The organism is Chitinimonas sp. JJ19, from assembly GCF_036961565.1.
Lineage (GTDB): Bacteria > Pseudomonadota > Gammaproteobacteria > Burkholderiales > Chitinimonadaceae > Chitinimonas.
Genome location: NZ_JBAMDD010000010.1, coordinates 59,064 through 85,388, shown reverse-complemented (window position 1 = coordinate 85,388; position 26,325 = coordinate 59,064). Strand labels below are relative to the sequence as shown.

Below are 26,325 nucleotides of genomic sequence, written 5' to 3'. Positions count from 1 at the left end.
CAACCCAACAAAAAAGCCTGAGTTCCAAACAGGCGCTAAGTCAGCCGGAACCGAACCACCACACGCAGGCCATGGGGCAGATTGTCCTGCAGCAGCACCTGGGCATGATGGCGGCGGGCAATCTCCTGCACGATGGCCAAGCCCAAACCGCAGCCCTTGCCCTGCCCTTCCATGGCACCGCGATAGAAACGCTCGAACACCCGGCCACGCTCAGCTTCGGCAATCCCGGGCCCATTGTCGTAAACCGCCAGAACGGCATGGGCACCTTCGTCCACTACCCTGACGCCGATTTCGCTGCCTGCTGGGCAATACTGGATGGCGTTGTCGATCAGGTTGCCCAAGAGTTCCCGCAGCAGACCGTCATGACCACTGATCAGCAGCTTGGCCGGCGCATCATCCAGCCCCAGGTCTATCTGCCTTGCCAGCGCCCTGGGTACGGCCTCCATGGTGACCTCACGGGCCAGCCGGACCAGATCCAGCGGCGCCAATGGTAACGCCGCATCGGGTTCGGCCCGGGCCAGGGCCAGCAACTGGTTGACCAGCCGGATGGCGCGAGCCACGCTGGTCTCGATCTGCGCCAGGCGCTGCAACAGGGCAGCGCGGTCAGGCTCGGCCTGGTTCAACTCGCCGCGCACCAGTTCGGACTGGGACTTCAAGCCCGCCAGGGGCGTACGCAGCTGATGCGCGGCATCAGCGATAAACCGCCGCTGCGCCGCCACCTGGCCGTGCACCTCTTCCAGCAAGCTGTTGATGGCCCGCGCCAATGCCCGCACCTCGGCCGGGGCGTTCTCCACTTCCAGCGCACTCAGCTCACGCGGTGAATGCTTCTCCACCAGCCGGCGGAGATGCCGCAAGGGCGACAGGCCACGGCTGATACCGGCCCACACCAGCACACTGGTCAACACCAGCAGCAAGGCCAGTGGCAGGGCGGTATCAATCAGGATATCCCGCTGCAGTTGGGTACGCAGCGCCGTGCTCTTGGCCACCTGCACCAGCATGGTCTGGGGCCGCTCCTCGGTGCCTATGCGCAGGTATAAGGCGGCCACCCGCACCACACGGCCACGCAAGACGCCGTCGTAAAAATAGGGCTTGCCCACCTCGCGCGCCAGCTCACGCGGGGTGGGCGGGATATCCTTCTCACCCAGGATGAATTCACCGGGCGGCGTGCTGACCATGTAATACAGGCGGTCGCTGGGGTCTTCTTCCAGTATCTCGCGGGCAGCGCGGGGAAAATCGATATACAGCCCCTCGCCCAGCGGTTTCACCTGACGTGCCAAGGCGCGGCTGGATTGCACCAAGCTGCGGTCTATCACCTCATCGGCATAGCGCAGCGCCACCGAGTACGACACAAATGCCGCCGCCAGCCACAGCAGCAACTGCGGCGCCAGCAGCCAGATCAGTAGTTGCCGGTGCAGCGAGAGCTTGCGTGGTTTGCTCATGGCACCAAGCCGCCTACAGCGGCCGTGCTTCCAGCAGATAGCCCAGGCCCCGTACGGCCCTCACCCCCACGCCGGCCGGCTCTATCTTCTTGCGCAGGCGGTGCACATAAACCTCGATGGCATTGGCACCCAGCTCGTCGCCGCTCAGTTCGGCGGCAATCTGCTCCTTGGTCACCACCCGGTCGGCATTGCTCAGCAGCACATCCAGCACGGCCAACTCCCGGGCCGACAGATCCAGCGGCTGATCATCGGCCCAGGCCCGCTGCCCGGCCCGGTCCAGCCGTAGCCGGCCAAACCGCGCCTCATCGCGGGGGCTGCCCGCCGCCTTGCTACGGCGCAGCAGCGCTCGCAAACGCGCCTCCAGTTCAACAAACTCAAAGGGCTTGGCCAGGTAGTCGTCTGCACCGGCATCCAGCCCGGCCACCCTGTCTTCCAGCCCGTCCAGCGCCGTCAGTATCAAGATGGGCAGGCCGGGCTTCTGCGCCCTCACCTTGCGCAACACCGCCAGGCCACCCTGGCCAGGCAGGCCCAGATCCAGGATCACGGCATCGTAGTCGGCAGCCAGCAGCCTTTGCTCGGCCACCAGGCCGTTGCTCACATGCTCCGCAGCAAAACCCAGGCGTGCCAGGCTGGTCAGCAGGGCATCGGCCAATACGGCATCGTCTTCGGCTAATAGCAATTTCATAAGGGGTCGCCTGCTTGGTCCATGCGGCTCACAGTGTGCAAGCCATCAGATATTCGTCGTGCCATGCGCCATCCACCTGCATGCAATGGGTCTCGGTGCCATAAACGGTAAAACCCAATGCTGCATACAGCGCCAGCGCTGGCGCATTGCGGGTATGCACCCCAAGGTTCAGTTGCCGCAGCCCAGCCATCCCGGCAGCCTGCTGCTTGAGTGACTGCAGCAAGGCCAGCGCCACACCGCGACGCCGATGGCTGGCCGCCACATACATGCCCCACACCACGGCCTTGTGCTGCAGCTTGCGCATGCGCTCCCTGCCCAAACCTACCACGCCGACCAGCGCATCTCCGTCGAAAGCACCCAGTATCCAGCCGTGTGGGCCGGCCTGCAGCCATTCGCCCATCTGGCCCGGTGGCAGTTCGGCTTCCTCCTCCAGGCTGGCAGCAAAAGCCGCCGGGCACTCGCGCAAGCCTGCCAGGCGCAAAGCCCGGAACAGGTCCAGATCGGCAGGAACAAGCTGGCGTATCAACATGGGATGGAAAAACGCGACGGACGGTAGCGGATTCTATGCCGCCGCCCGCCCAGACGCCATGTTGCTTGCACACCACTCTCCGCTCGACCAAGATAAGGCCACACTTAAGAGCCTGTTCAATGTCTTTTCGCCTCGTCGCCTGGGGTGAACAGACCTCAAGGAGCATCTATGGCATGGTTGGGCTTGTTCGTCGGGTTGGTCATCGGCGCCGTGATATGGCACGACAGCGGCTGGCTGCTGGGTGGCTTGCTGGGCTGGTTACTCGGTCGCGAGCGCGATCACAGCGCACAGATACGGGCACTGCAGGCCAGACTGCAAGCAGAGGCGCCGCCGTCCCCATCGGCCGTGTCTGCACCCGCCCCACAGGAGACCGTTGTCAGCCCGGTGCCGGAGACCCGCATCGATACTGTCCCGGCGCTACCCGAGCAGCCAACAGCACCTGCAGCGGTGCAGCCTGTCACCCAGGCAACCACACCGGCGCCCGCACCCGCCGCCCTCCCCGAGCCGGCTTATGCCGCAGTCGTAGAGACCGGCCCCACCGTGGTTGATCGCGCGCTGGCCTGGATGATGGCTGGCAACCCGGCCGTCAAGATAGGTGTGCTGCTGCTGATCATAGGTGTGGCCTTCCTGCTCAAGTACGCCGCCCAATATGTACGTTTTCCGGTGGAGAGCCGCTACCTGGCCGTCATGGCCGGCGCGGCGGCTGCCATCACCTTCGGCTGGCGCCAGCGCGAGCGCAAGCCGGTGTTCGCCCATGCCCTGCAGGGGGGCGGCCTGGGTATTGCCTTCCTGACCGTGTTCGCGGCCCTACACCTGCACCAGTTGCTGCCCGCAGGCGCTGCCTTCGCACTGCTGGCGGGCCTTGCCACCTTCTCCGCTGCACTGGCGGTTACCCAGTCGGCCCAGTCACTGGCCATCATCGGGCTGGCTGGCGGCTTTCTGGCCCCCATCCTGGCCAGTACCGGCCAGGGCAGTCATGTCATGCTGTTCAGCTACTATGCGGTACTCAATCTCGGCATCGCCTGGGTTGCCCGCCTGCGGGCCTGGCGTGGACTGAACCTGTTGGGCTTCCTGTTCACCTTCATCATCGGTGCGGGCTGGGGCACCTTGCGCTACACCCATGAGCACTTCGCCACCACAGAGCCTTTCCTGGTGGGGTTCTGGCTGCTGTATGTGGCGCTGGCCGTCGCCTTTACCCGGCATAGGCAGGCAGAAGCCAAATTGGGCCAGCTGGTGCGCGACCCCGTCGATGCCACCCTGGTGTTTGGCGTGCCCTTGGTCGGCTTTGGCCTGCAGGTCATGCTGGTCAGCGATTTCGCCCATGGCAATGCCTGGTCTGCAGCCACCATGGCCCTGGTCTACGGCGCGCTCTGGCTAAGCCTGCGTAGCCGCCCCGGCATGGGGCTGCTGGCCGAATCGTTCTGCATACTGGCCACCGGCTTTGCCACCTTGACCATACCGCTGGCGCTAGACGGTCGCTGGACAGCCGCCAGTTGGGCCCTGGAAGGCGCAGGCCTGCTGTGGCTGGGCCATCGCCAACAGCGCCTGCTCAGCCAGCTGACCGGCTACCTGTTGATTTTCGCCGCAGGCCTCATCGTGCTGGCACAGCTGTCGCAGATAGAGCGGGAAGTACACTGGTGGAATGGCCGCCTGCTGGCCACCAGCCTGGTAGGCATCGCCGCCTGGCTGGCTGGCGCCGTATGCTATCGCGCCAGCCCCCGCACACCGCACCTGGTCTTGCTGCTGTGGGGTTTGCTGCTATTGCTGGCTGGCGGCGGTGTCAGCCTGGCGCAATTCATGCCCGACCAACACCTGATCGTAGCCTGGCTCGCCCTCTTGTCCGGCCTGGCCTTGCTGGCCACCTTGCTGTCCGGCCCGCTGGCCTGGCCGGCGTTGCGCTGGCCCAGCCTGGGTTTATTGCCTGCATTGGCCGTGGTGTTGCTGCTGGCGGCACAGCGCCAGGCCACCCCGCTGCAACAAGGCGGCTGGCTGGCCTGGCCCCTGGCATATGGGCTGGCCATGGGTTTGCTGTACTACCGTGAGCGCACCTTGCCCAGGCTGGGCAGGCAGCTTGCCCACCTGATGGGAGGCTGGCTGCTGACGGCCTGGTTGGTGTGGGTGCTGGCCGATGGCAGCAGCCGCATAGGCGGTGGGTCGGGCTGGATCTGGCTGGGCGGCCTGGCAGCACTCGGCCTGGCGCTGCTGTGTCAGACACTGGCCCCGCTGCAGGCCCGCTGGCCGTCACGCCGCTATCGGCGCGACTACCTGTGGCACTTACCCCTGCCCATCGCAGCCCTGACTGCCGGCGCCCTGCTGATCGCCCCCTGGGCCAGCAGCGGCAGCGCCCAGCCACTGGCCTGGTGGCCCCTACTCAATCCGCTGGACCTGGGCTGGTGGATGGCAGCACTGGCCCTGCTGCGCTGGCTGCGCAGCCCCTACCCAGCGGCCAAGCTGGCCGAGCTGCGCCCAGTCATCCAGGCCGGTTTGGCCCTGCTGCTGTTTGCCTGGCTCAACAGCCTGCTGGCCAGAGGCTTCCACCATCTGGGCGGGCTGAACTTCAGCCAGGCATCGCTATGGCCCGACCAGGGCTACCAGGCTGCGCTATCGCTGCTATGGACCAGCGTAGCCCTGGCCGCCATGTGGTCTGCCACCCGCGTCAGCTGGCGCGCGCTATGGGTGACCGGGGCCTGCCTGGTGGGGGTGACGGTACTCAAGCTGTTCGTGGTGGATCTCGCCGGCGCAGGCAGCCTGGCCAGGGTGGTGTCCTTCCTCGGTGTGGGTCTGCTGCTGGTCGCCGTGGGCTGGTTTGCGCCCGTGCCGCCAGCACAGGCTGGCGAAGCCAGCAAGGAGAGGCCCTAGCATCCCCTACTCGGTTACCAAGCGCCGCTAATAAAACCCGGCGTAACGCCAGCGTAGCGGTTCTGGCTAGGCGTGCGGGCGAAGGCACGCGGCAGACAGTACGTGGGAGAGGCGAGCTCGCACAGCAACGCCAGAAGGGTGTTGTTAGTGGGCTAGGCGCCTCACAGGCTCCAAGGGGCTTACAGAGGTCTTGTTTTCTCAGTCCGACCCGGCGCGTGTAAAAATTGGATGCAGCATGTATCTGATATATAAGGTGAAATTTTTTACAGCATCGCTCGCATTACTGAGAGCGCGAGGTTTCTGGAAGTTCCTTCTAAGCTGAAAGCGGGATACAGAGGCACACAGTGCCCTCTGGCACCCAGGCAAACAAGCCTTACCGACGACAGCAGCACCACGCAGGATGACTGGTGCCACAGGAAAGCACGCAGACCCCATGCATCGACTGCCAGTAGATCAACGGCCAACCACCTCAGCCTTATCTCCAGGCAAACGGCCAATGCTGGCCTGGCCCATCGGCCTTGTCGTGGCCTTGCTGCTATGCCTGCCCGCGCAGGCGGCCCCTTTGACGGCGTACACGGTGCCGGTCTTCCCCTGGACTTTTCCCGATCAACCCGAGCGCGGTGTCTCACCCGAGATACTGCGCTTTCTGTTTGACCGCGCAGGCCTCACCGTTACTCTGTCTACCCTGCCCTATGTCAGGGCGATCAATGGCCTGAGAAGCGGCGAGAATGTGGCCGCCGTGCTGATACCCGATGCCGAACGCGACAAGTTTGCCGCGCAGTTGTGCCAGATAGGGCAGATACGCTCAGGCGTCCTCTACAAGCACCAGCGCTACCAGCAGTTGGCCCCCTCGCGCCTGAGCGGCATGGTGGTAGGCGTACCCCGCGGCACACGTGCGCTAGACAGGCTGAAATCGCTGGACGCCGACCTGTATCCGCTGGAGTCGGTGGAACAGGGACTGCGCATGCTGAAGGCTGACAGGCTGGACGCCACGTTTGTGTCCCGCCCCGGCTCCATCAGCGCACTGGAGCAGGCTGGGCTAAAAAGCCGTGACTACCACTGGCTGGAGATCGATGTGCAGCCAGTGGTTATCTACATCTCGCATAAATCTCCGCTGATGCAGGATAAGGCTGCCATGGCCAGACTCAAGGCCGCCTGCGAGGGCCCCGGCCGGGCCAGGATGGCCGCCTTGCTCAAGCGCTACCAGTAGCGCGGTGGCGACCCGCCGATAATTTGCCAGGATTTAACCCGTTTCAGCACATGGCGCCGTTCAAGCATTATTCCACCCACGCGGAGATCGCCATGACACCCAAGCATCTGACTGCCCTGCTGGCCAGCATCTGGCTGGCCGCCTGCTCCACCCACCAGCCTGAAGTCGCCACCACGGCCGAGGGGAGCAAGGCTGCGAAGGCCGACAACGCCGTGCAGGTCGCCGAAGCCGTCGCCCCACCGCCACCACGGCAGCCCCTGCCAGCCGCAGAAGCCCCCGCAGCGCCTGCCGTGAGCCCCCTTGCCAGCACCGATAGTGCTCGGGCCACCGGCTTGGCCAAGCCGCAAGCCTCGCTGTCCAAGCGCATGCCCATGGGTGGCAACAGCCTTGCCGCCCCAGCAGTACGGCAATATGTCCCGGCAGCACCAGAGAACCGCGAGCGTTACCAGGCACTGCAACGCAATGGCATTACCCTGGCAGCGGAATCGCCTGTTTCCACCTTCAGCATTGATGTCGATACCGGCAGTTACAGCAATGTGCGGCGCCTGCTCAACGGTGGCCAACTGCCCCCGCGTGATGCCGTGCGGGTGGAGGAGCTAGTCAACTACTTCCCCTACGACTACCCCCTGCCCCAAGGCAAGGCCCCCTTTGCCGTCAGCACCGAACTGGCCCCCACGCCCTGGAACCCGAACAGCCTGCTGCTGCGGGTAGGCATACAGGCGGCCGACCCCGCCAAGCAGGCACTGCCGCCGGCCAATCTGGTGTTCCTGGTCGATGTCTCGGGCTCAATGAATTCAGCCGACAAGCTCCCCCTGCTGCGCGAGGCGCTGAAGCTGTTCACCCGCCAGTTGCGGCCGCAGGATCAGGTCTCACTGGTGACCTATGCCAGCGGCACCCGCGTGGTATTGCCGCCCACCAGCGGTGCACGGCGTGGCGAGATCATGGCGGCCATCGATGGCCTGCAAGCAGGCGGCGCCACCGCTGGTGCCGCCGGTATCCAGCTGGCCTACCAGATGGCCGAGCAGGGCTTTGTGAAAGGCGGCATCAATCGCATCCTGCTGGCCACCGATGGCGACTTCAATGTCGGCATCACCCGCTTTGAAACCCTGAAGAACCTGGTGGAAGAAAAGCGCCGCTCCGGCGTATCGCTGTCATCGTTGGGCTTTGGCACCGGCAATTACAACGAACAGTTAATGGAGCAGATTGCCGATGCCGGCGATGGGGCCTACAGCTACATCGACACCCTGAACGAAGCACAGAAAGTGCTGGTCGACGAGTTCACCTCCACCCTCGCCACCGTCGCAAGCGACGTCAAGATACAGCTGGAATTCAACCCGCAGAACGTGCAGGAGTATCGCTTGATCGGTTTTGAGAACCGCGCGCTCAAGCGCGAGGATTTCAACAACGACAAGGTGGATGCCGGCGAAATCGGTGCCGGCCACCGGGTAACCGCCCTGTATGAAATCACCCTGGCTGGCAAGCGCGGTGCGGTGGAGCCGCTTCGCTATGGCATCAACAAACCGCTGCTGACCGGCAAGGATCAGGAACTGGGCTATCTGCGCCTGCGCTACAAGGCCGCGCACGGAGAGGACAGCCAGTTGCTGGCCTTCCCAGTGCGGCGCGATGCAATCAGCCAGCATCCCAGCGAAGACCTACGCTTTGCCGCCGCCGTGGCCGCCTTTGGCCAGCGCCTGGCCGAGGGTGGTAAGCATCTGGGCAACTTTGACTTTGGCCAGATCAAGGCACTGGCCGCTGGCGCACGGGGGGAGGATCGCTACGGCTATCGCGGGGAGTTCCTGCGCCTGATCAGCCTGGCAGAAACACTGGCAGGGCAGGACACACAGGCCCAGCCACAGGTCGCCGAATAGGAGTGAGGCTCGGCTGCCCACCGCCCCACCCAGCCACTATGCGCGTAGGCAAAGGCAGCCCGGCAGGCTACGCTTTTTCCTGGCAGCGGCAGCATGCCGGGAACCAGATGGCGAGACAGCTACCAAAGCAAGCCCGCAAGCTGCCTGCAGGGCAGGCCTGCACAACAACAATCGATAGAAAGAGGAAGAATGGTCATGCGCCAAAGAAACTACCTGTGGCTCCCCCTGGTGCCGCTATTGCTCAGCGCCTGCAATACCGAGGTCGGCGTAGGAGAACCCACGCAGCCAGGCACCAGCCTGACCTATGAGTACAACCTGGATACCAGCGCACAGGGCTGGGTATCCGGCTTTGCCGATTTTGAACAAGGCCAGGATACCTACTACGAGCTGACATCGTCCTGGCGTGCCTTGCCCGTGCCGTTTACGGTCAGGGGCATATATATGAGCGGCAACAACCACAGTACTGATCTGTGGATGTATGTGAAGCGCAAGATCGACAAGCTCAAGCCCAACCAGGCCTACAAGCTGACCTTCGAGGCAGAGTTCGCCAGCAACGGCAGCGCAAGCTGCACCGGCGGAATTGGCGCCCCTGGGGAGTCGGTCTTCCTCAAGGCGGGGGCCAGCGTGCAGGAACCACTAGCCCTGGTGGATGCCAACAAGAACTGGCGGATGAACTGGGACAAGGGCAACCAGGAAACCAGCGGCCGCGATACCCGGGTACTGGGTAATGTCGCCACTGACAGCACCGATTGCGTCAACCGCCCCTATCGCAACAAGCTGCTGAGCAATAGCAGCAACCCGCTGTCACTGACCACCAATGGCTCGGGCGAACTGTGGGTGATGTATGGCACCGACTCCGGTTACAAGGGCAGCAACGGTATCTACTACACCCGCTTGAAGATCACCGCCAAAGAGGGCTGATCAGCCAGTGGAAGGCTACCACCCCAGTGTGGACAGTGCAGGCGGCGAGTCCGGCATTCCGCTACACTCGCCTGCCATGCAGCCTGCCCATGACGATACCGCCTTGATGCTTGCCTACGCCGGTGGCGAGGCGGTGGCGTTCGAGCGCCTGTATGCGCTGCACAAGGCCGGCTTGTACGGCTTTCTGCACCGGCAGTCGCCCCGCACGGCCTGGGTGGATGATGTCTTTCAGGAAACCTGGCTGGCGGTGGTCAACGCCCGGCACGATTATCGGCCCACGGCCAGCTTCCGTACCTGGCTGTTCGGCATCGCCCGCAACAAGCTGATAGACCGGATACGGTTGAAGGAGCCCGCCCTGTTGGGCGACTTCCTGAATGAGGACGACGAGGACCCGCTGGCCCGTGTAGCGGCCGACAGCCGGCAAGAGCCCGCCAGCCGCCTGGCCGGCAAGCAGGCGGGCCAGGCGCTGGACACCGCCTTGCGGGCGTTGCCTGCCGTGCAGCGTGAAGTATTCCTGCTGCGCGAACAGGCCGATATGAGCCTGGAGGACATTGCCGCACTGACCGGCGTGCCCATGGAAACGGCCAAGAGCCGGCTACGCTACGCCGTGGCCAAGCTCAAAGCCACGCTGGCGGGGGTAAGCTGAGATGGACACCATGAAACCCGATGATGACGACAAGGCACTGAGCCAGGCCTACGCGGCACTGGAGCACCCCTTGCCGCCGCCAGCACTGGACAGCGCCATCCTGGCTGCGGCCCGCAGTGCGGTACAAGACGGTGCCAAGGTCATCCCCTTCCCTGCCCGGCCCCGCCGCAACTGGGGCGTCCCCCTGGGATTGGCCGCCACGGTGATGCTGGCCCTGGGTATCAGCCTGCAACTGCGCGACAGCGAGGAAACCCGGCTGGACGAGCCCATGCTGGCCGCAGAGATGTCAGCCCCTGTGGCGGCGCCCGCGGCCCCGTCTGCCGATGCTGCGGTCAGCAGCAAGGATGAAATGAAGCTGGAATCGGCAAGCACTGCCGCAGCCACCCCACCACAACCGGAAGAGCCGGTGACCAGCAGCGCACCAGCAGCCCGCCACCGCCTCGCGCAGCCTCGCCAGGCAGCGCCGGCCGAGACGCGCCCGGCGATGGAAGCGGGTTTGATGGAAAGCGCCGAGCAAGCCGCCCCGGCTGCCTTGGCCGCACCAGAATCGGCGCGGGAAGCCGAATCGCCAGCAGGCGACGCGATGTCCCGACAGGACAAACGCAGTCTGCCCGCCCTGGCGCCAGCGGCACCTGCACCGCAGGCGATGCCCGCACCGGCACCTGCTGCAGCCAAGCCTGCCGCTGGCCGCAGCCAGGAGCAGACCGCCCCGGCACTACGCAAGATGCTGGAAAGCATGCCGCCACCGGCGACCAAACCGGACGCCACGCCGGAACGCTGGATTACCAGCATCCGCCAGCTATTGGAGGTGGGGAAGGAAGATGAGGCGCGCAGGCAAGCAAGGCTGCTACAGCAGCGCTGGCCAGACCACCCACTGCCCAAGGAGCTGCGATACCTGCTAGAGGACGCAAGCCAGCCCTGACTGGCGGTTTCCAGAGGGTGAGACAACCGGGTGACGCTACGCTTGGGCAGCCGCCTCGCCGGCTGCCGGAGATTCTGGCACCAGGGCGCCCGTCTGCGCCTGCCACTGTACATAGCATTCCAGCCCGCAGACAGCCGCCACATAATCGGTGGCTTCGCTGCTGGCGGCTTCAGAAGCGGGAATCTCGGCCAGGCATACCTGGCAATTCAACGTGGGCAGGGCCGGCACCTGTGCCTGGGTGGGATGAGCATGCATGGCAATCTCCTGGTAAGCCGCAGCATTGCTGCGCCGATACACTCCCTTAGAGCCTGTTCAAAGTCTTTTCGCCTCACCGCCGCGTTCAATACCTTATCCGTCTCGAACGGTGTGATGAAAAGATCGCAAACAAGCTCTCACACCACACTACGCCCACCCCGGCAGCTTGTGAAGTTGATTCAGGCAATCAATCCGATAGCCGGCGCTACCCACCAGGCAACCGCTATTCCCCACTCAGGTAGATCACCACAAACAGCAGCAGCAAGGCCAGCAGGATGGCCCCGGCGATCTTCCAGGCCGACCAGGGACGCTCACCCTGAACTTCGCCAGTCTGGCCATTGACGACAAAGCGCCAGGTCTTGCCGCCATACTGGTAGCTGGACAACCAGATGGGCAGCAGGATGTGCTTGAAAGTGATGTCGTAGTAGTGCGGCGACATATTGTGTATGCGCTGCTCGTCACCACCGATATCACGCCGGATGGCCTCCCGTATGGTGGGCTCCATCAGCCCCTGCGCCTCGGCAAAGCCCGGTTGCAGGCCCAGTTGGTAGGCTTCCACGGTAAAGCCGGTGAGGAAGTCCTCGCGATAGGGCTGCAACTTGTCCAAGCGCCAGGGTTGCAGTCCATGCAGGTACTGGGTGGGCAGCGACTGGGTTGCCGGCACGGTGACATCGTCAAAGCCCACGCTCACCTCGCCCGCAGCCGAAGACCAGCGGGTACGGCGTACCTGCCGAGTCTTGGTGACACCATTGTCGGTATAGGTCTCGCTCACATAGTAGTAGTCGCCCCGCTCGCCACGGTAGGGCGTGTCGGTATGGGCATCATAGGTCCAGTAAGGCAGGTAGATGCCCTTCAAGCCACTGGCAGCGCGGTAGGCCTGCTTCAGGGCATTGGGGGCGAACCACAGCCCATGTATCCAGTCCTTGAAGCTGGCCCTGGCCTGGTTCTCCTTGATCTCGAACGGTGCTACCGCCTTGGGCTGTATGGTGCGCTGGGCATAGGCATTGCTGGCAATCAGCGGCACGGCGCAAAACGGGCAGCGATCTGCCGTGGTATTGGCCGGCAACTGCGATGCTGCACCACAGCCGGGGCACTTCACCGTCTGTCGCTCTATCTGCGGCTCATTGCCTGCTGCCTTAGCCAGATAAGCCTGGTAATCGAGTTCGGCTACTGCGGTTTCCTGCTCCGCTACATCCGCTACAGCGATGGCGTTCTGCGCGCCGCAATAAGGACACTGGAGAGCGTGCTGGCCAGGCGCGAATTCAAGCTTGGCACCACAGGCCGTGCAAGGATAATGGTTGGTGGTCATGTAGGCTGACGACTAGGTCGGGTCAAGTGTTGAGGTTAGGGCTTGTGCTTGCCGAGCACATCATCGACTTGCTGTGCCGTGACTTGCCGCAGCGCACGGTCGATGAAACCGTCCTTACGCATGGCCAGCAAGGCTTGCTCCAACGGCACGATCAGATGGGTGTTGCGGGTATGGACATAGTGGTAAACCGGCATGCTGTAGAACTCCCGCTCCATCAAGCGGGTATCCGCCGCCAGCTCGCCACGGCGACGCATACCCGCCAGTACAGCCGGCATGCTGATGGGGCTGCCCAGCACCACATCAACCCTGCCCGCTAGCAGCATGCGCACCATGGCATCGGGTGTGGTGGCGAAACTGACATCCATGCCGGCCGTCCTGGCTTCTACCACCTTGGCGCCGCGCTGCGCCGCCACCCGCCAACCGCGCAGGTCTTCCCAATCGCGCACCACGATCTCGGGCTTGAGTGTCAGGGCCGCCACGGTAAGCGACAGGGGGGAGGTCGGGACCATACGCAGATTGCTGTACTGCTGCTCCATCCCGGCAATACGCCCCAGCTCGGCGTCATACTTGCCGGCATCCACCACTGCCAGCGAACGCAGGCTGGGCAGCTTGTCCAGCTGCATCTCGTAACCTATGCGCCGGTAGGCCTCGCGCAGGACCAGCTCACCCACCTGCACCGTAGCGTCCATGCCCTCGGGCGCGGCGACACGCACCACAGGCAGGGCTGGTGGCGGTGCAGCTGCCAGCAGCGCGCTACAGAGCAACAGCAGGACCTGGCCGAGCATTCGTATCATGGCGATGGCGGGGTGGTGAAAGAAACCCGGCGCCCACGGCGCCGGGTAGATCACTTTACTGCGGTATGGGTGGTGGCATATGGGCAAACAGCCCTGCCAGCTCCGGCTGCTCGCCGGCCTTGCCCCAGGCTGCCATGCCGGCCTTCCAGACCAGGCTGTCGCGGTTGAAACTACCCGCCTGCAGCTGCCCTTGCAGTGCCGCCAGATCGAACGGGCCGGCCTGCTGGCCGTTCACCGCCACATGGAAGCTGACCGCACCCGGTATCGGCGGCGGAACCGGTGCCGCCGGCGCGGGTGCCGAGCCCGAGATGCCGCCACCGGCCTGGGCAGGCTGCTGGAACAGATTGCCCATGCCCTGGTTGAGCATGCCACCCACCCCTATGCCCATCATGGTGCCGGCCATGCCGGGGTTCTGCGCGGCATCGCGCATGGCCTGGGCCGCCTGGTACTGACCAAACTGCTGCATATTGCCGATGGCACGCATCGCGCCTTGCTGGTCTATGGCTTTCTCGACCTCTTCCGGCAGGCCGATATCCTGCACCTGTATCTCGCACAGTTCCAGGCCCATGCCGGCGAAATCGCCGGCGATACGCTCGCGTATCTTCTCGCCAACCAGGGTGACCTTGCCTTCCAGGTCTATCACCGGCACGCCGATCTCCGGCATCACTTCCTTGATACGGGTGCCGACCTTGCCGCGCAGGTTGGCCTCGATATCCTCGGTGGTGAATTCGGCCTTGGTGCCCATGATGTCGACCAGGAAGGTCTTGGCATCGGCAATACGAATCACATAAAGGCCGAAGGCGGTAACCCGCACCGCACCGAACTCCGGATCACGCATGGTGGCCGGGCCTGCCGTGCCCCACTTGAGATCGGTGAACTTGCGGGTGTTGAAGAAATACACCTCGGCCTTGAAGGGCGAATTGAAGCCGTACTTCCAACCCTTGAGGGTGGCCAGTATGGGCATGTTCTCGGTATTAAGGGTGTACATGCCGGGCGTGAACACATCGGCCACCTGGTTCTTGCCCAGTTGCCCTTCGTTCACCACCACGGCCAGTTGGCCTTCGCGCACCGTGAGCTTTGCGCCCATCTTGAGTTCATTCTGATGCCGCTCGAAACGATGGGCCATCACCTCAGGCCTGTCCTCGGTCCATTCGACTATATCGATAAACTCAGCGGTGAGCTTGTTCCACAGACTCATTTCCATACTCCTTATGTATTGATCCCCCGGCTGCCTGGCAACCCGGAGGTTTACAACAATAGCCCTAGTCAGCTTCCAGGCCAAGCCAGACACCACGGTTCGGCAAAACGACCAAAGGCAAGCTGCCCACCGGGGCTGTGCCAGTGCTCGCCCTCACGCGGCGGGCAGGCATAGCGGTAGTGGGTCTCACCCAGGCTGAATTCCAGGGCATAGGCGTGCAGATAGCCGCGATCAGCCTCGCTGCCACCGTAGCGCGCATCCCCCAGTATGGGGCTGCCAAGCGCCTTGAGGGCCACCCGTATCTGGTGGGTGCGGCCTGTCAGCGGCCGGACCACAAAGGCGCGCTGGCCGTTGCCTACGCCTGCGGTGAAGAACTGGGTCACCGCCGGATCCTGGCGGCTTTGCAACAGACGCCAGCTGCCATTGCGGCCTTTTTCCATATCCCCGCTGAGCGTGCCCTGCTTCTTGCTGGGCGCACGATCCGACAACGCCAGGTAGTACTTGCGTATCTGCCGCTGGGCAAACAATTGGCCAAACTCCGCCGCCGCCTCGGCACCCTTGGCCACCAGCAGCAGCCCCGATGTCAGCTGGTCCAGCCGGTGCACCGCATGCAACTCCCCCTGGCCAGTCTGCTCACGCAGCAGTTCCAGCACGCCCCGCTGCCCGTCCTCGCGGTGAAAGCTCTGGCCAGCAGGTTTGTCTATCAGGATAAAGCGCGGCTCGTCCGCAAGCAGGGTCAGCATCAGGGAGAAGTATGCATACGCAGTATGGCCTCCAGCTTGCGCTCACGATGCAAGCGGGCCAGTCCGGCATTGAGAATCCGCAGAAAGGCATCGGCATCCGCCATCTGCGGGCTGATGGCAAAATGGGCCACTACCGGCGGGGTTTCCGGCAGGGGTCGGCCACGCAACAGGTCGGCATCGTAGGACAGGCGCCCAAGCCGACGCTGGCCTGCCATCACTTCCAGTGTTTCGATCAGTATCTCGCAGCGCCCGAAGGCCAGCTTGGCCATGGCCGCCGGGTAATCCAGCGCACCGTTGTCCATCTGTCCTGGCTGCAGGCGGGTAAAGCCATAGTTGTAGCCATACAGGCCACACACCTTGTACCGGTTCAGCTCATCCAGCTCGCGTATCTGCAAACCCTGCGGATAGCGCCTGTGCAGATAGAAGTAGCCCGGCTGAAACCGCAGATAGGCATCGCTGAAGCGATAAAGCCGCGCCCGTTCCGGGCTGTGCAGCATGCCCATGGCCAACTGGAAGCGCTGGCCCTGCTCCACCTCGCGCTGGCAACGCAACCAGGGCAACAGCGCAAACTCGACCCGGTAACCACTGCCCCGCAGGGCGGCGCGCAATACATCGGGTGAATACCCGGCCACCTCGGCAGTCTTGCTGCCGTTGACGCGCTTGAAATAGCTGGAGGGTATCCACTCCCCCTCGCCACCGCAGGCACGCACCACGACCTCGGCCCGCAGCGGCAGGGAACACACCAGGATCAGCAGCAGTAAACGCAACATGGCGACGCTCATCATGCCGGGCTTCCAGCATAGACCGAGGACGTCGCCATGTGTTCAGCAGACTGATCAGGCAGCAGGCGTACGCTTTTGCAGGCGATTGACCAGGCCATCAAGATTGGCCAGCGAGAACAGGTGGGCGTAGATCAGCGACATGGTGCCATTCTTCAGCCACTCATCAGCCTTGGCGGCCGAGATATTGCGCAGCTTGGTTTCGTCCACCACCCACATGCCGTCCATGCTGACCGGGCCGCCTGGCAGCTCGGCGCTGGCCGACACCTGATGCAGCAGGCCTTCCTTGCCCAGCTCGTTGGCCAGGTCGCCGGAGCGCTTGCCATCGTCGCGCGACTGGAACATCAGTTGTGCAAACTGCTTCATGGCATCGGTGGGCTTGCCGTCGACAAAGATGGCAGCATCTTCTTCGCGCTGCATGGTGCGCGCCACGCTCTCTTCAATGCACAGCACGGCATCGTCGTTCTCGACTTCGACGGTGACAAAGGGGAAGCGACGCACGAAGAAGGGGATATAGGGCGCATCCCAGTTGCCTTCGGCATCGACAAACAGGTTCTCCTGGGCACGCAGGCCCAGCATCACGGTAGGGGAGTAGGTCTTTTCACCGGTTTCAGCAAACACGATGGCGTAGTCGCGCATCAGCGAGGAGAACTCGGCGCCGACCACGGGCACGGCATGCACCTTGGCGGCAAAATTGAAGTTCTGCGCCAGACTCAGTTTCAGGTCAGCATGCTTGCTAGCATCCAGCGGGACGACGTTGTTGTAGAACATGGGTATTACCTCGAAGGTGACCCTGGGCGCATGCCCAGGCCATTGAATTATTCCGGTGGTGTACCGCTGGCAGGTGACTTCGCCAACAGCAGGACGGCAGCGATGATAACCGCACCGCCCAAGCACTGCGAGACCGACAGTCGTTCGCCCAGCAAGCCGGCAGCCAATACTACGGTCACTACCGGCTCGAAAGTAGACAACATGGCGGCTTCAGAGGCACCCACGCGTGCCAGCCCAGCAAAGAAGGCCAGTGCGGCTATCACGCTACACATGACCCCGATCGCAGCGATGGCCGTCCAGCCCAAAGGGCTGTGCGGCATGACGGGCGCTTGCCACAGTGACACCAGCAGGAAAGTCAGGGCGCCCCCCAGCATGACCACGGTCGCGCTGGGCAATGCCCCCGCCTGGGGCGTCAGCTTGGTGCCCACAGCGATATAGACCGAGTAGATCAGCGCCGCCCCCAGGCCAAAGGCGATACCCACCGGCGAGCCGGACAAGGCATCGCCCACCGTGAGCGCCAGGCCTACCGAAGCCAGCAGCAGGGCCGCCACCTTGCGGCGGGTCAAAGGCTCATGCAGCCAGACCGCAGCGATCAGGGTGACGATAACCGGAAAGGTGTAGAGCAACAGGGCCGTCAGTGAAGCACTGGCATACTTGAGCGCGGTGAAATAGCTGAAGGCCTGGCCGGCATAGCCCACCGCCCCCATGGCCAGCAAGCCCAGCGCCAGCTTGCCGCGCGGCCAGCGCTCGCGGCGCAGCAGCATCAAAACGGCCAGCAAGACGCCGGCAATGACAAAGCGCAGCAACAACACCGCCTGGGTATCCGCACCTTCGGCATACGCCAGGCGACCGAACAAGGGCATCACCCCGAAGCACAATGCAGACAGCAGTATCAACAGGGCGCCCATGAGACGGCGGTTGTTGGGCAGGGACACGGACTACCTCACTATCCTTGTTGCGGCATGACGCCAACTGGGCTGCGGCCATGCAACGGCGCCAGCAGCCAACCCAGCAGAGCACTGATCAGCAAGGCGCCGCCAGCCAGCAAGGTGGCCGTGCCGGCACCCAGGTACTGTGCGGCCACACCGAGCAACAGCAAGCCTAACGGGCCGGCGCCAAAGCTGATGGCGGCCATGCCGGTAAAAACCTGCCCGGCCAGCGCCTTGGGGGTTTCTTCCTGCAGCAGGGTCTGCTGCAAGGGGTTGCCGGCGCCCAGCAGCAAGCCAGCCAGCGCCGAAGCGGCCAGCAAACCCGCTGGTGCCTGGGCCAGGCCGCACAGCACGATGGCCAGCGCCGTGCATAGCTGCCCGCCATAGAAGATGGCACTGCGGCTGAAATAGCGGCTCAGGCGCGCAAAGGCCAACGCCCCCAGCGTGGCACAGATGCCAAAGGCCGACAGGCACAGCCCCAGCAAAGTGGTGTTGTGGTGTACCTGTACGGCCAGCAGGGGCAGCAACAGGCCCAGAAAAGGCGAGAGCACGAAATTGCCCATCATGCTCAGCAAGGCCAGGGGGCGCAGCCTGGGGTGGCGCAGGATAAACCGCACACCGGCAAGCGCCGACTCATCGGGCTCACGCCGTGCCCGCACCGGTTTGCGTGGCACCAGCAAGGCCACCAGCAAGGCACACAGCAAAAAGCTGGCCGCATTGACATACAGTGCGCCGGCCGCCCCCAGCAAGCCTACCAGCCCGACAGCCAGCATGGGACCGGCGAAATCCGCGCCATTCTCAAGCCCGCCCCGCAAGGCATTGACCCGCTCCAGCGGCTGCCGCGCCAACCGCGCCAGGCTGGGCACCAGGGTCTGGCGTGCAGCCGAGCCGCTGGGATCGAACAAGGCGCCCATGAATACCAGCAGCAGTATCCAGGCCAAAGGCAGCTGGCCGTACCAGGCAAACGCCAGCGGCAGGGCCAGCACCGATATGCCACTCAGCAGATCGGCCAGCAGGCTGATGCGCCAAGGTCCGAAGCGGTCTATGGCACGGCCGCCTACCAGGGCAGCCAGCAGGATGGGCAGCACTGCCACCGCACCCGCCAGGCCCGTCATCAAGGCGGAACCGGTTTGCTGGAGTACCAGCAGGGGAATGGCAACAGCAGCCACCTGATTGCCCAGCAGCGAAAGCGTCTCTGCGCTGACTAGTCCAGCCAGGGGCAAACGGATTTTATTGAACGACATCAACACTCACTATGTATAACAAGCACCCAGGCAAGCTGTGGGTGCGGGAGAAACCAGGGCCCGTGCCACATCGAGCGCTTGTTGCGGCATGAGACGCACCACATGCTCAGCCCCCGGTTTTCCTGGCGGTCAGCGCAGCACCGAACACCCTATACTGCTTGCGTGCTTATGCCAGGGCCTCACATCACATCAAACACCGACCCCATCTTGGGCATGAACAGTTTCTGGAACTGCCGCGCCGCCTGCTCGTCGGTCAGGCTGGCCACGTGATCACACACCACCCGGATGGCCGCCTCGGCATCCAGCGCTTCGGCATGCTGGCGGCGGGCCGTCTCGGGCAGGAAGCGCATGGGGTCGCTGGCGTAGACAGAAAACAGGTCGCCGACGATGCGCTGGCCCTTGAACTCCAGCATCTGGGTGCCAGGCAAACCAATGACGCGGCTGACCACCATGCCATGCAGGCTGCGCAGCAGACAGCGCTCGGCCGGCGGCAGGCTGGCCTGCCAGCGCAGCATGGGATGCTGGAAAGCCTCATCCTCCACCAGCACGATGGACAGTATCAGGCGATGGACGATCTCACCTATGGCCTCCTTGCGTTGGTAAGGCTCGCCAAAGAACAGCTTGCCCAGCCTGTCCTGGTCAAACCATGCCGGCAGATTGTCGGCCCTGGCCATGCTGGCCGCCCAGTCCTGCGGCCGCACCAGATCCAGCGAGGTGGCATCCTCCAGATCATGCACGCCATAGGAGATATCATCCGCCAGCTCCATCAAGGCGGTATCGAAACCCTTGTGGCAGGGCTTGGCATGCTCCCCCTCGGCGCCAGCAACGATGGACTGCAGCCGCTCGCGATCATCACCGGCAAAGGGCGACAGCAACCAAGCCACGATGTCGGCCTCGCTGTCGAGGTAGCACTTGGGCGGTTTCAGCAAGCCGGCCCGCAGCTCAGTCAGGGCCACGCCAGGGTTCAAGGGCTGCTGATTCACCACCTTGCTGTAGGGCGCCGGGTACTTGAGCACCCCCAGCAGGCTACGGCGGGTCAGGTTCATGCCGTGCTGCTGGCTGTAGCTTTCCAGCCGCCCGAGTATGCGCAAGGTCTGGCCATTGCCCTCGAAACCGCCATGCTCGCGCATATGGAAATTCAGCGCCATCTCGCCACCGTGGCCAAACGGCGGGTGGCCGATATCATGCGCCAGGCAGATACACTGAATCTGCTGGTCGCTGGGCAGGAGCGCAGCCACATCGGCCCGTTGCGCCTCACCCAGGCCCAAAGCCGGGCCATGCCCAGCCAGCCGGCGGCGCAAGGCCTGGACTATGCCGCTGCCTATGCGTGCCACTTCCAGCGAATGGGTCAGCCGGGTGCGGGGAAAATCGCTCTCCGCCACACCCAGCGTCTGGGTCTTGCCCTGCAGGCGGCGAAATGCGGCGGAATGGACGATACGGGCGTAGTCACGCTCGTCCTCGGTACGGGTTTCATAACTACGCTGGCTGACACCGCCCATGCGGTCGGCCAGTTGTTGCATGGATATCGTCATGACATTTACTCCAGAGCCTGTTCTGCGCACCGTGGCCCATGCCAGATGCGCATCCGGTCTTGTTAGGGAAGCGCTGAAACAGCTTGCTTGCGTCCGCGCGGCGCCCATGTGGCGGCGCTTCCGATAGGTGATTGCATCGTATTTGCGGCTACCGCTGTCCCGACAATGCGTCGGTCCAAGCCTAGCTTGCCATAAAAAAAGCGCGCCACTAAGGGCGCGCTTCTCACTACGGGGTCAAACTCAGGCCAGCTTTTGCAGCTGCGCCCGCATTTTCTCCACTGTTTCGCTGAAGTCGGCCAAGCGCTTGCGCTCCTGGTCCACCACGGCCGCCGGTGCCTTGTCGGCAAAGGCCGGGTTGGCCAGCTTGGCATTGGCCTTGGCAATTTCGCCATCCAGCCGCGCCACTTCCTTGCTCAAACGCGCCCTCTCGGCCTCACGGTCTATCTCGACCTTGAGCATCAGGCGGGTACCACCAACCACCTGTACCGGTGCGTCGTCAGCCGGCAACTGCGCCACCACCTGCACCTCGCTGAGCCGACACAGCAAGGTCAGGTAAGGCCCGAATTCGGCCAGCTCGGCTGCCGTTCCTTCCAGGAACAAGGGCACCCGTTGCGACGGCGACAGGCTCATCTCGCTGCGCAGTGTCCGGGCTGCCATGGTCAAGGCCTGGAACTGGGCCATACGGCTGTTGGCCTGCTCGTCTATCTTCTCGACCTGCGCCAGCGGCCAGGCCGCCAGCATCAGCGACTCGGTCTTCTTCGCATTGGCAAACGGTGCCACGGTCTGCCACAGCTCTTCGGTAATAAAGGGGATGATGGGGTGAGCCAAGCGCAAGGCCACTTCCAATACCCGGACCAAGGTGCGGCGTGTGGCGCGCTGCTGCGCTTCATCGCCTTGCTGTATCTGCACCTTGGCCAGTTCCAGATACCAGTCACAGTAGGCATTCCAGACAAACTCGTAGATAGCCTGCGCGGCCAGGTCGAAGCGATAGGTATCCAGCGCCTCCTTCACCGCCATTTCGGTCTTCTGCAGCTCGCCTATGATCCACTTGTCGATGAAGCTATAGCTCAGCGGCAGGCTTTCGTCCTGGCCGGTGTCCTGGCCTTCCACGTTCATCAGCACGAAGCGGGTGGCGTTCCACAGCTTGTTGCAGAAGTTGCGGTAGCCTTCGGCACGCTTGAAATCGAAGTTCACATTGCGGCCCAGGGTGGCATAGCTGGCCATGGTGAAACGCAATGCGTCGGTGCCATAGGCCGGTATGCCCTCAGGGAACAGCTTCTCGGTGGCCTTGGCAATCTGCGGCGCCTTCTCGGGCCGGCGCAGACCCGTGGTGCGCTTGCCCACCAGCTCAGGCAGGGCAATGCCGTCTATCAGGTCTACCGGGTCGATGACGTTGCCTTCCGACTTCGACATCTTCTTTCCTTCATGGTCACGCACGATGCCGTGGATGTAGACATCCTTGAACGGTACGCGGCCCATGAAATGGGTACTCATCATGATCATCCGGGCAACCCAGAAGAAGATGATTTCATAACCGGTCACCAGCACGCCGGACGGTACGAAGGCATTCAGCGCCGGGTTGGCGGCATCCTGCTCGGCGTCTCCGGTCCAACCCAGGGTGCTGAACGGCACCAGGGCCGAACTGAACCAGGTGTCGAGCACATCATCGTCGCGGCGCAGCACCTTGCCACCAGCCTGACGGACAGCATCGGCCTCGTTGCGGGCCACATAGACATTGCCTTGCTCGTCATACCAGGCAGGGATCTGATGCCCCCACCACAGCTGGCGGCTGATGCACCAGTCCTGGATATTCTTCATCCACTGGTTGTAGGTATTGACCCAGTTCTCGGGGATAAACCGCACCTGGCCGCTTTCTACCGCCTCGATGGACTTCTCGGCGATGCTCTTGCCAGTCGGATCACCCTCGCCCACCCGTGTCATGGCCATGAACCACTGGTCGGTCAGCATGGGTTCCAGCACCGAACCGGTACGGTCGCCACGGGGCACCATCAGCTTGTGCGGCTTCACCGACTCCAGCAGGCCCTGGGCTTCCAGGTCGGCCACGATGGCCTTGCGGGCCACATAGCGCTCCTTGCCGGCATAGCCGGCAGGCAGCGGGATGCTGCCCTGCACGCTGCCATCAAAGCCGAACAGCTGCGCCTCGTCCAGGATATGGGCGGTCAGCGACATCACATTGATCAAGGGGAAACCGTGACGCTTGCCGACCTGATAGTCATTGGGGTCGTGTGCCGGGGTCACCTTCACCACGCCGGTACCGAACTCCTTGTCCACGTATTCGTCGGCAATCACCGGGATTTCGCGATCGCACAGGGGCAGGCGCACCCGCTTGCCCACCAGGGCGGTATAACGCTCATCCTCCGGGTGCACCATCAGGGCTACGTCACCCAGCATGGTTTCAGGCCGGGTGGTCGCCACGGTCAGGTGGCCGCTGCCGTCCACCAGGGGGTAGCGGATATGCCACAGATGGCCGTCTTCTTCGGTGTTCTCGACTTCCAGATCGGACACCGAGGTGCCCAGCACCGGGTCCCAGTTCACCAGGCGCTTGCCGCGATAGATCAGGCCCTGCTCGAACAAGCGGACAAACACCTCGGTCACGGTTTCGGAACGCGCACCGTCCATGGTGAAGTATTCACGTGACCAATCCACCGAGCAGCCCATGCGGCGCATCTGGCTGGTAATGGTGCCGCCGGATTTTTCCTTCCATTCCCATATCTTGCCGACAAAAGCTTCGCGGCCCAGATCGTGGCGGCTGACCTTCTGTTCGGCCAACTGGCGTTCCACCACAATCTGGGTGGCAATACCGGCGTGGTCGGTACCCGGCAGCCACAGGGTGTTGTGGCCCTGCATGCGGTAGTAGCGGGTCAGGCCATCCATGATGGTCTGGTTGAAGGCATGGCCCATGTGCAGCGTGCCGGTAATATTGGGCGGCGGCAGCTGGATGCTGAAGGATGGGACCGAGGTGTCCATGCTCGGCTTGAAATAGCCGGCCTGTTCCCAGGTTTGGTACCAGCGGCGCTCAATGTCACCGGGTTCGAAGCTCTTGGCGAGTTCCATGATGCGAATCTGTCTGCGTTGCGGAAGGGGCAGATTATACGGGCAAATCTGCAATCGCCAGCGTCGGGCAGCAGCCTGATGCACACCCGGCATGACGGTTATTGGGCCGGGCAGGTAACATCACCCCATGTCCTACCTCCCCCTTCCCTCGCGGCGCGCCCCCAAGGCACTCGTCCTGGGCGCCCTGGCGCTGGCATTGCTGGCCCTGCTGGCTGCTGGCAGTGGTGCCATCGACATCCCGGTGAGTGAGATTCCCGCCCTGTTGTGGGGCCGCGCCAGCGACGATCTGCGGCAGACCTGGCAGAGCGTACTGCTGGATGTCCGGCTACCACGCATTGCCCTGGCGCTGGCGGTAGGCGCCTCCCTCGCCATGGCAGGCTGCGTGCTGCAAGCGGTGTTCCGCAACCCCCTGGCTGAGCCTGGCCTGATAGGCGCCTCCAGCGGCGCCGCGCTGGCCGCTACCCTGGCGCGTGTCATGCTGCCGGGCATGGCCGTGGCCCCCGCCGCCTTTGCCGGTAGCCTGCTGGCCACCTGGCTGGCCTGGGCTATCGGCCGGGGGCAGGATGCCGGCCGCCTGCTGCTGGCCGGGGTCGCCATCAATGCCCTGGCCGGCGGCGGCCTGTCGCTGCTGACCTATCTGGCCGATGAGACGGCGCTGCGTGGCAGCACCCTGTGGGCACTGGGCAGCCTGGCCGGCGCAGGCTGGACACAGCTGGCCTGGCTGCTGCCGGTGCTGGGCATCTGCCTGGCGCTGATGTGGCGCGAATACCGCGCGCTGGATGCCTTGCTGCTGGGCGAGCGTGAAGCCTGGCACCTGGGCTATGAGCTGACCGGCCTGCGCCGCCGCCTGGTGACACTGAGCGCCTTGACCGTCGCACTGACGGTCTCGGTCTGCGGCGCCCTGGGTTTTGTCGGCCTTATCGCCCCCCATCTGGCACGGCTGCTGCTGGGCCCCGGTCACCGCCACCTGCTGCCCGGCGCAGCGCTGCTGGGTGCCGCCTGCCTGCTGGTCGCCGACTGGCTGGCCCGTACCGTGGTAGTACCGTCCGAACTGCCCATAGGCGCGGTACTCAGCGTGGTGGGTGCCCCCTTCTTTCTGTTCCTGCTGGTCAGGGCACGTAAGCAGGTCGCCTGAACCTCCCCGTAGTCCCCGCGTGAGGTGTGCCTGCCAGCACACTCTCCATAGTTGCCCCACATTTAGCGCGCAGAGTCTGGGACGACATCATGGAGGACGCTGCTATGCCGCTCACACCCCTGCCCCGCCTGCTGGCTTGCCTGATCAGCGCCGGGTTGACCGTCCAAGCCCACAATATTGATACCAACCAGGTCTCCGACACCTATCTGAGCGCCATCATCGTGCCGGACGAGGCCGAGATAGGCAGCACCACTCAGGTCTGGCTGGGCGCGCTTTATGGCGGACAGTGGTTTCTGCGTAACGCCATCGGCGGCTGGCAGGCTTTCGAAGGCAGCTACCCGGTAGCCATACCCGGCCTCACACTCGGCCCGGTCAATGCCATCAATATCAGTCAAGGCCTGGACCTCTCTAGCCTGCCTGGCCTGGAGGTGTATCTGGGCTATGGCAACAGCGTGGCGGCCTTCAACAATACCCCCGGCCACCTGCGCAAGGTACACACGGTCACGCCGGCCGGCTCGGCCGGGCTATCTGCCGCAGTCGATGTCACCCGCCTGCCCATGGGCGATGGCAAGATCAGCAGCAAGCCCACCCGAGGCAGCATCTGGGCCTGCACCACCACCGGTGGCGTGGGCGGTGCCAGCCAGACTGGCCCGTGGATACGCGGTGATGGCACTTATGACCTGACCGCCAAGCTGTCCGTTATCGGCTCTGTCCCCTGGAGCGGCAATTTCAGCGCCGTCGTCAGCGGCAGCAGCCGTATCATCAGTGGCAATGGGCTGCCCGGCCACACCACGGGCAGCTATCCCATTGCCAACAGTGATCCGGCCTACCAGTACGACCGCAACCCCAATAGCATCAAGGGCCAGACCGTCAGCCTGACTCTGCCAGCCCTACCTCAATTGGCAGCAAGCAGCAGTTGCCTGCCCGGTGGCGCCATCGGCATCCTGACCAGCGGCGTGGTGATCTTCAATGGACTCGACGCCGAGAACCGCGATGCGGTGGCGCACGAGGTACAGGATCGTTGCCAAGGCCATCCCGAACGCAATGGCAGCTACCACTATCACAATATCAGCACCTGCATTGCCGAGAAGGCAGAGCCTGCCGAGCACTCGCCGCTGGTCGGCTATGCCTATGACGGCTTTGGTATCTATGGCCGCTATGGCGAGGGTGGCAAACTGCTCAGCAATGCCGACCTGGACGAGTGCCACGGTCACACCCACACCCTGGACTGGGACGGCCAGCAGCGCAGCCTCTACCACTACCACGCCACCTGGGAGTACCCCTATACACTGGGCTGCTTCCGCGGCAATCGGGTAAGGTAGTCGCCTGTACCCCGGCCCTACCCCAGGTCGGTTACGGGCGAATGCAGGAGGTTGGGGGCTATCAAGGGTGAACCGCTGTCTGAGTTACCGCCAAGGGCCCACACCCTGGCCCCCGTGTGCCTGCGCAGCAGGTATTCACCCTGTATTTTTTGAACAATGC

22 protein-coding genes are annotated in these 26,325 nt (G+C 63.8%); 8 read left to right on the top strand and 14 right to left on the bottom strand.

The annotated features are described in order from the left end of the window. Positions 1 to 35: 35 nt before the first annotated feature. From V7714_RS13575 to V7714_RS13565, 3 genes are read right to left on the bottom strand one after another with little or no spacing between them, the layout of a single operon-like run. Positions 36 to 1,439, bottom strand: coding sequence for a sensor histidine kinase (locus tag V7714_RS13575; protein WP_335710218.1), 1,404 nt, complete (start codon positions 1,437 to 1,439; stop codon positions 36 to 38). A gap of 13 nt (positions 1,440 to 1,452) precedes the next feature. After that, positions 1,453 to 2,124 carry a response regulator transcription factor gene (locus V7714_RS13570; RefSeq protein ID WP_284198228.1) on the bottom strand — a complete coding sequence of 224 codons (672 nt, stop codon included), beginning with the start codon at positions 2,122 to 2,124 and terminating at the stop codon, positions 1,453 to 1,455. 28 nt (positions 2,125 to 2,152) lie between these two features. Further along, the gene (locus V7714_RS13565; RefSeq protein ID WP_335710217.1) at positions 2,153 to 2,653 is read right to left on the bottom strand and encodes a GNAT family N-acetyltransferase; all 501 of its coding nucleotides are present in this window, start codon (positions 2,651 to 2,653) and stop codon (positions 2,153 to 2,155) included. Between the two features lie 168 nt (positions 2,654 to 2,821). On the opposite strand from V7714_RS13565, the gene V7714_RS13560 reads away from it, so the two are divergent. From V7714_RS13560 to V7714_RS13535, 6 genes are all read left to right on the top strand, one after another. Further along, the gene (locus V7714_RS13560) at positions 2,822 to 5,512 is read left to right on the top strand and encodes a DUF2339 domain-containing protein (RefSeq protein WP_335710216.1); all 2,691 of its coding nucleotides are present in this window, start codon (positions 2,822 to 2,824) and stop codon (positions 5,510 to 5,512) included. 496 nt (positions 5,513 to 6,008) lie between these two features. After that, positions 6,009 to 6,722, top strand: a complete 714-nt coding sequence (locus V7714_RS13555) for a substrate-binding periplasmic protein (RefSeq protein WP_335710215.1) — start codon at positions 6,009 to 6,011, stop codon at positions 6,720 to 6,722. Positions 6,723 to 6,814: 92 nt separating this feature from the next. Continuing rightward, the gene (locus tag V7714_RS13550; protein ID WP_335710214.1) at positions 6,815 to 8,590 is read left to right on the top strand and encodes a vWA domain-containing protein; all 1,776 of its coding nucleotides are present in this window, start codon (positions 6,815 to 6,817) and stop codon (positions 8,588 to 8,590) included. A gap of 195 nt (positions 8,591 to 8,785) precedes the next feature. After that, positions 8,786 to 9,511, top strand: coding sequence for a hypothetical protein (locus V7714_RS13545; protein ID WP_335710213.1), 726 nt, complete (start codon positions 8,786 to 8,788; stop codon positions 9,509 to 9,511). A gap of 7 nt (positions 9,512 to 9,518) precedes the next feature. Next, positions 9,519 to 10,157, top strand: a complete 639-nt coding sequence (locus V7714_RS13540) for an RNA polymerase sigma factor (RefSeq protein ID WP_335710212.1) — start codon at positions 9,519 to 9,521, stop codon at positions 10,155 to 10,157. Positions 10,158 to 10,167: 10 nt separating this feature from the next. Further along, on the top strand, positions 10,168 to 11,079 hold the full coding sequence (locus V7714_RS13535; protein WP_335710211.1) for a hypothetical protein: 912 nt from the start codon (positions 10,168 to 10,170) through the stop codon (positions 11,077 to 11,079). 36 nt (positions 11,080 to 11,115) lie between these two features. Here V7714_RS13535 and V7714_RS13530 read toward each other — a convergent pair whose 3' ends face one another. The 11 genes from V7714_RS13530 to V7714_RS13480 form a co-directional block, all read right to left on the bottom strand. Then, positions 11,116 to 11,334, bottom strand: a complete 219-nt coding sequence (locus tag V7714_RS13530) for a DUF3330 domain-containing protein (protein WP_335710210.1) — start codon at positions 11,332 to 11,334, stop codon at positions 11,116 to 11,118. A 223-nt stretch (positions 11,335 to 11,557) separates the two neighbouring features. Then, positions 11,558 to 12,643: a hypothetical protein gene (locus V7714_RS13525; protein ID WP_335710209.1), complete on the bottom strand. Its 1,086-nt coding sequence runs from the start codon at positions 12,641 to 12,643 to the stop codon at positions 11,558 to 11,560. A gap of 35 nt (positions 12,644 to 12,678) precedes the next feature. Further along, on the bottom strand, positions 12,679 to 13,437 hold the full coding sequence (locus V7714_RS13520) for a substrate-binding periplasmic protein (RefSeq protein WP_335710208.1): 759 nt from the start codon (positions 13,435 to 13,437) through the stop codon (positions 12,679 to 12,681). Positions 13,438 to 13,492: 55 nt separating this feature from the next. Next, positions 13,493 to 14,635 carry an SPFH domain-containing protein gene (locus tag V7714_RS13515; protein ID WP_335710207.1) on the bottom strand — a complete coding sequence of 381 codons (1,143 nt, stop codon included), beginning with the start codon at positions 14,633 to 14,635 and terminating at the stop codon, positions 13,493 to 13,495. Between the two features lie 68 nt (positions 14,636 to 14,703). After that, on the bottom strand, positions 14,704 to 15,378 hold the full coding sequence (locus tag V7714_RS13510; RefSeq protein ID WP_335710206.1) for a TIGR01621 family pseudouridine synthase: 675 nt from the start codon (positions 15,376 to 15,378) through the stop codon (positions 14,704 to 14,706). Then, positions 15,378 to 16,148, bottom strand: coding sequence for a substrate-binding periplasmic protein (locus V7714_RS13505; protein WP_335710205.1), 771 nt, complete (start codon positions 16,146 to 16,148; stop codon positions 15,378 to 15,380). The genes V7714_RS13510 and V7714_RS13505 overlap by 1 nt, the downstream gene beginning before the upstream one ends. A 66-nt stretch (positions 16,149 to 16,214) precedes the next feature. Then, positions 16,215 to 16,928 (bottom strand): SapC family protein, encoded by a 714-nt coding sequence (locus tag V7714_RS13500; protein WP_335710204.1) that lies wholly within the window; start codon positions 16,926 to 16,928, stop codon positions 16,215 to 16,217. A gap of 47 nt (positions 16,929 to 16,975) precedes the next feature. Beyond that, entirely contained in the window at positions 16,976 to 17,863 is an 888-nt protein-coding gene (locus V7714_RS13495) for a DMT family transporter (protein ID WP_335710203.1), read from the bottom strand. Between the two features lie 11 nt (positions 17,864 to 17,874). Continuing rightward, positions 17,875 to 19,101: an MFS transporter gene (locus V7714_RS13490; protein WP_335710202.1), complete on the bottom strand. Its 1,227-nt coding sequence runs from the start codon at positions 19,099 to 19,101 to the stop codon at positions 17,875 to 17,877. Between the two features lie 179 nt (positions 19,102 to 19,280). Then, positions 19,281 to 20,633 carry an anti-phage deoxyguanosine triphosphatase gene (locus V7714_RS13485; RefSeq protein WP_335710201.1) on the bottom strand — a complete coding sequence of 451 codons (1,353 nt, stop codon included), beginning with the start codon at positions 20,631 to 20,633 and terminating at the stop codon, positions 19,281 to 19,283. 240 nt (positions 20,634 to 20,873) lie between these two features. Further along, a complete protein-coding gene (locus V7714_RS13480) occupies positions 20,874 to 23,708 on the bottom strand; it encodes a valine--tRNA ligase (protein ID WP_335710200.1) in 2,835 nt (944 codons plus the stop codon). 127 nt (positions 23,709 to 23,835) lie between these two features. Between V7714_RS13480 and V7714_RS13475 the strand changes: the two genes are divergently transcribed. Together V7714_RS13475 and V7714_RS13470 are read left to right on the top strand one after the other, a co-directional pair. After that, positions 23,836 to 24,843 carry a FecCD family ABC transporter permease gene (locus tag V7714_RS13475; protein ID WP_335710199.1) on the top strand — a complete coding sequence of 336 codons (1,008 nt, stop codon included), beginning with the start codon at positions 23,836 to 23,838 and terminating at the stop codon, positions 24,841 to 24,843. 89 nt (positions 24,844 to 24,932) lie between these two features. Next, positions 24,933 to 26,165, top strand: a complete 1,233-nt coding sequence (locus V7714_RS13470; RefSeq protein ID WP_335710198.1) for a YHYH protein — start codon at positions 24,933 to 24,935, stop codon at positions 26,163 to 26,165. Positions 26,166 to 26,325: the final 160 nt, after the last annotated feature.

What these genes read in the sequence shown, in the direction of transcription:
- V7714_RS13575 (WP_335710218.1), bottom strand. Translation starts at nt 1,439, where the DNA reads ATGAGCAAACCACGCAAGCTCTCGCTGCACCGGCAACTACTGATCTGG.
- V7714_RS13570 (WP_284198228.1), bottom strand. Translation starts at nt 2,124, where the DNA reads ATGAAATTGCTATTAGCCGAAGACGATGCCGTATTGGCCGATGCCCTG.
- V7714_RS13565 (WP_335710217.1), bottom strand. Translation starts at nt 2,653, where the DNA reads ATGTTGATACGCCAGCTTGTTCCTGCCGATCTGGACCTGTTCCGGGCT.
- V7714_RS13560 (WP_335710216.1), top strand. Translation starts at nt 2,822, where the DNA reads ATGGCATGGTTGGGCTTGTTCGTCGGGTTGGTCATCGGCGCCGTGATA.
- V7714_RS13555 (WP_335710215.1), top strand. Translation starts at nt 6,009, where the DNA reads ATGCTGGCCTGGCCCATCGGCCTTGTCGTGGCCTTGCTGCTATGCCTG.
- V7714_RS13550 (WP_335710214.1), top strand. Translation starts at nt 6,815, where the DNA reads ATGACACCCAAGCATCTGACTGCCCTGCTGGCCAGCATCTGGCTGGCC.
- V7714_RS13545 (WP_335710213.1), top strand. Translation starts at nt 8,786, where the DNA reads ATGCGCCAAAGAAACTACCTGTGGCTCCCCCTGGTGCCGCTATTGCTC.
- V7714_RS13535 (WP_335710211.1), top strand. Translation starts at nt 10,168, where the DNA reads ATGAAACCCGATGATGACGACAAGGCACTGAGCCAGGCCTACGCGGCA.
- V7714_RS13530 (WP_335710210.1), bottom strand. Translation starts at nt 11,334, where the DNA reads ATGCATGCTCATCCCACCCAGGCACAGGTGCCGGCCCTGCCCACGTTG.
- V7714_RS13525 (WP_335710209.1), bottom strand. Translation starts at nt 12,643, where the DNA reads ATGACCACCAACCATTATCCTTGCACGGCCTGTGGTGCCAAGCTTGAA.
- V7714_RS13520 (WP_335710208.1), bottom strand. Translation starts at nt 13,437, where the DNA reads ATGATACGAATGCTCGGCCAGGTCCTGCTGTTGCTCTGTAGCGCGCTG.
- V7714_RS13515 (WP_335710207.1), bottom strand. Translation starts at nt 14,635, where the DNA reads ATGAGTCTGTGGAACAAGCTCACCGCTGAGTTTATCGATATAGTCGAA.
- V7714_RS13510 (WP_335710206.1), bottom strand. Translation starts at nt 15,378, where the DNA reads ATGCTGACCCTGCTTGCGGACGAGCCGCGCTTTATCCTGATAGACAAA.
- V7714_RS13505 (WP_335710205.1), bottom strand. Translation starts at nt 16,148, where the DNA reads ATGTTGCGTTTACTGCTGCTGATCCTGGTGTGTTCCCTGCCGCTGCGG.
- V7714_RS13500 (WP_335710204.1), bottom strand. Translation starts at nt 16,928, where the DNA reads ATGTTCTACAACAACGTCGTCCCGCTGGATGCTAGCAAGCATGCTGAC.
- V7714_RS13490 (WP_335710202.1), bottom strand. Translation starts at nt 19,101, where the DNA reads ATGTCGTTCAATAAAATCCGTTTGCCCCTGGCTGGACTAGTCAGCGCA.
- V7714_RS13485 (WP_335710201.1), bottom strand. Translation starts at nt 20,633, where the DNA reads ATGACGATATCCATGCAACAACTGGCCGACCGCATGGGCGGTGTCAGC.
- V7714_RS13480 (WP_335710200.1), bottom strand. Translation starts at nt 23,708, where the DNA reads ATGGAACTCGCCAAGAGCTTCGAACCCGGTGACATTGAGCGCCGCTGG.
- V7714_RS13475 (WP_335710199.1), top strand. Translation starts at nt 23,836, where the DNA reads ATGTCCTACCTCCCCCTTCCCTCGCGGCGCGCCCCCAAGGCACTCGTC.
- V7714_RS13470 (WP_335710198.1), top strand. Translation starts at nt 24,933, where the DNA reads ATGGAGGACGCTGCTATGCCGCTCACACCCCTGCCCCGCCTGCTGGCT.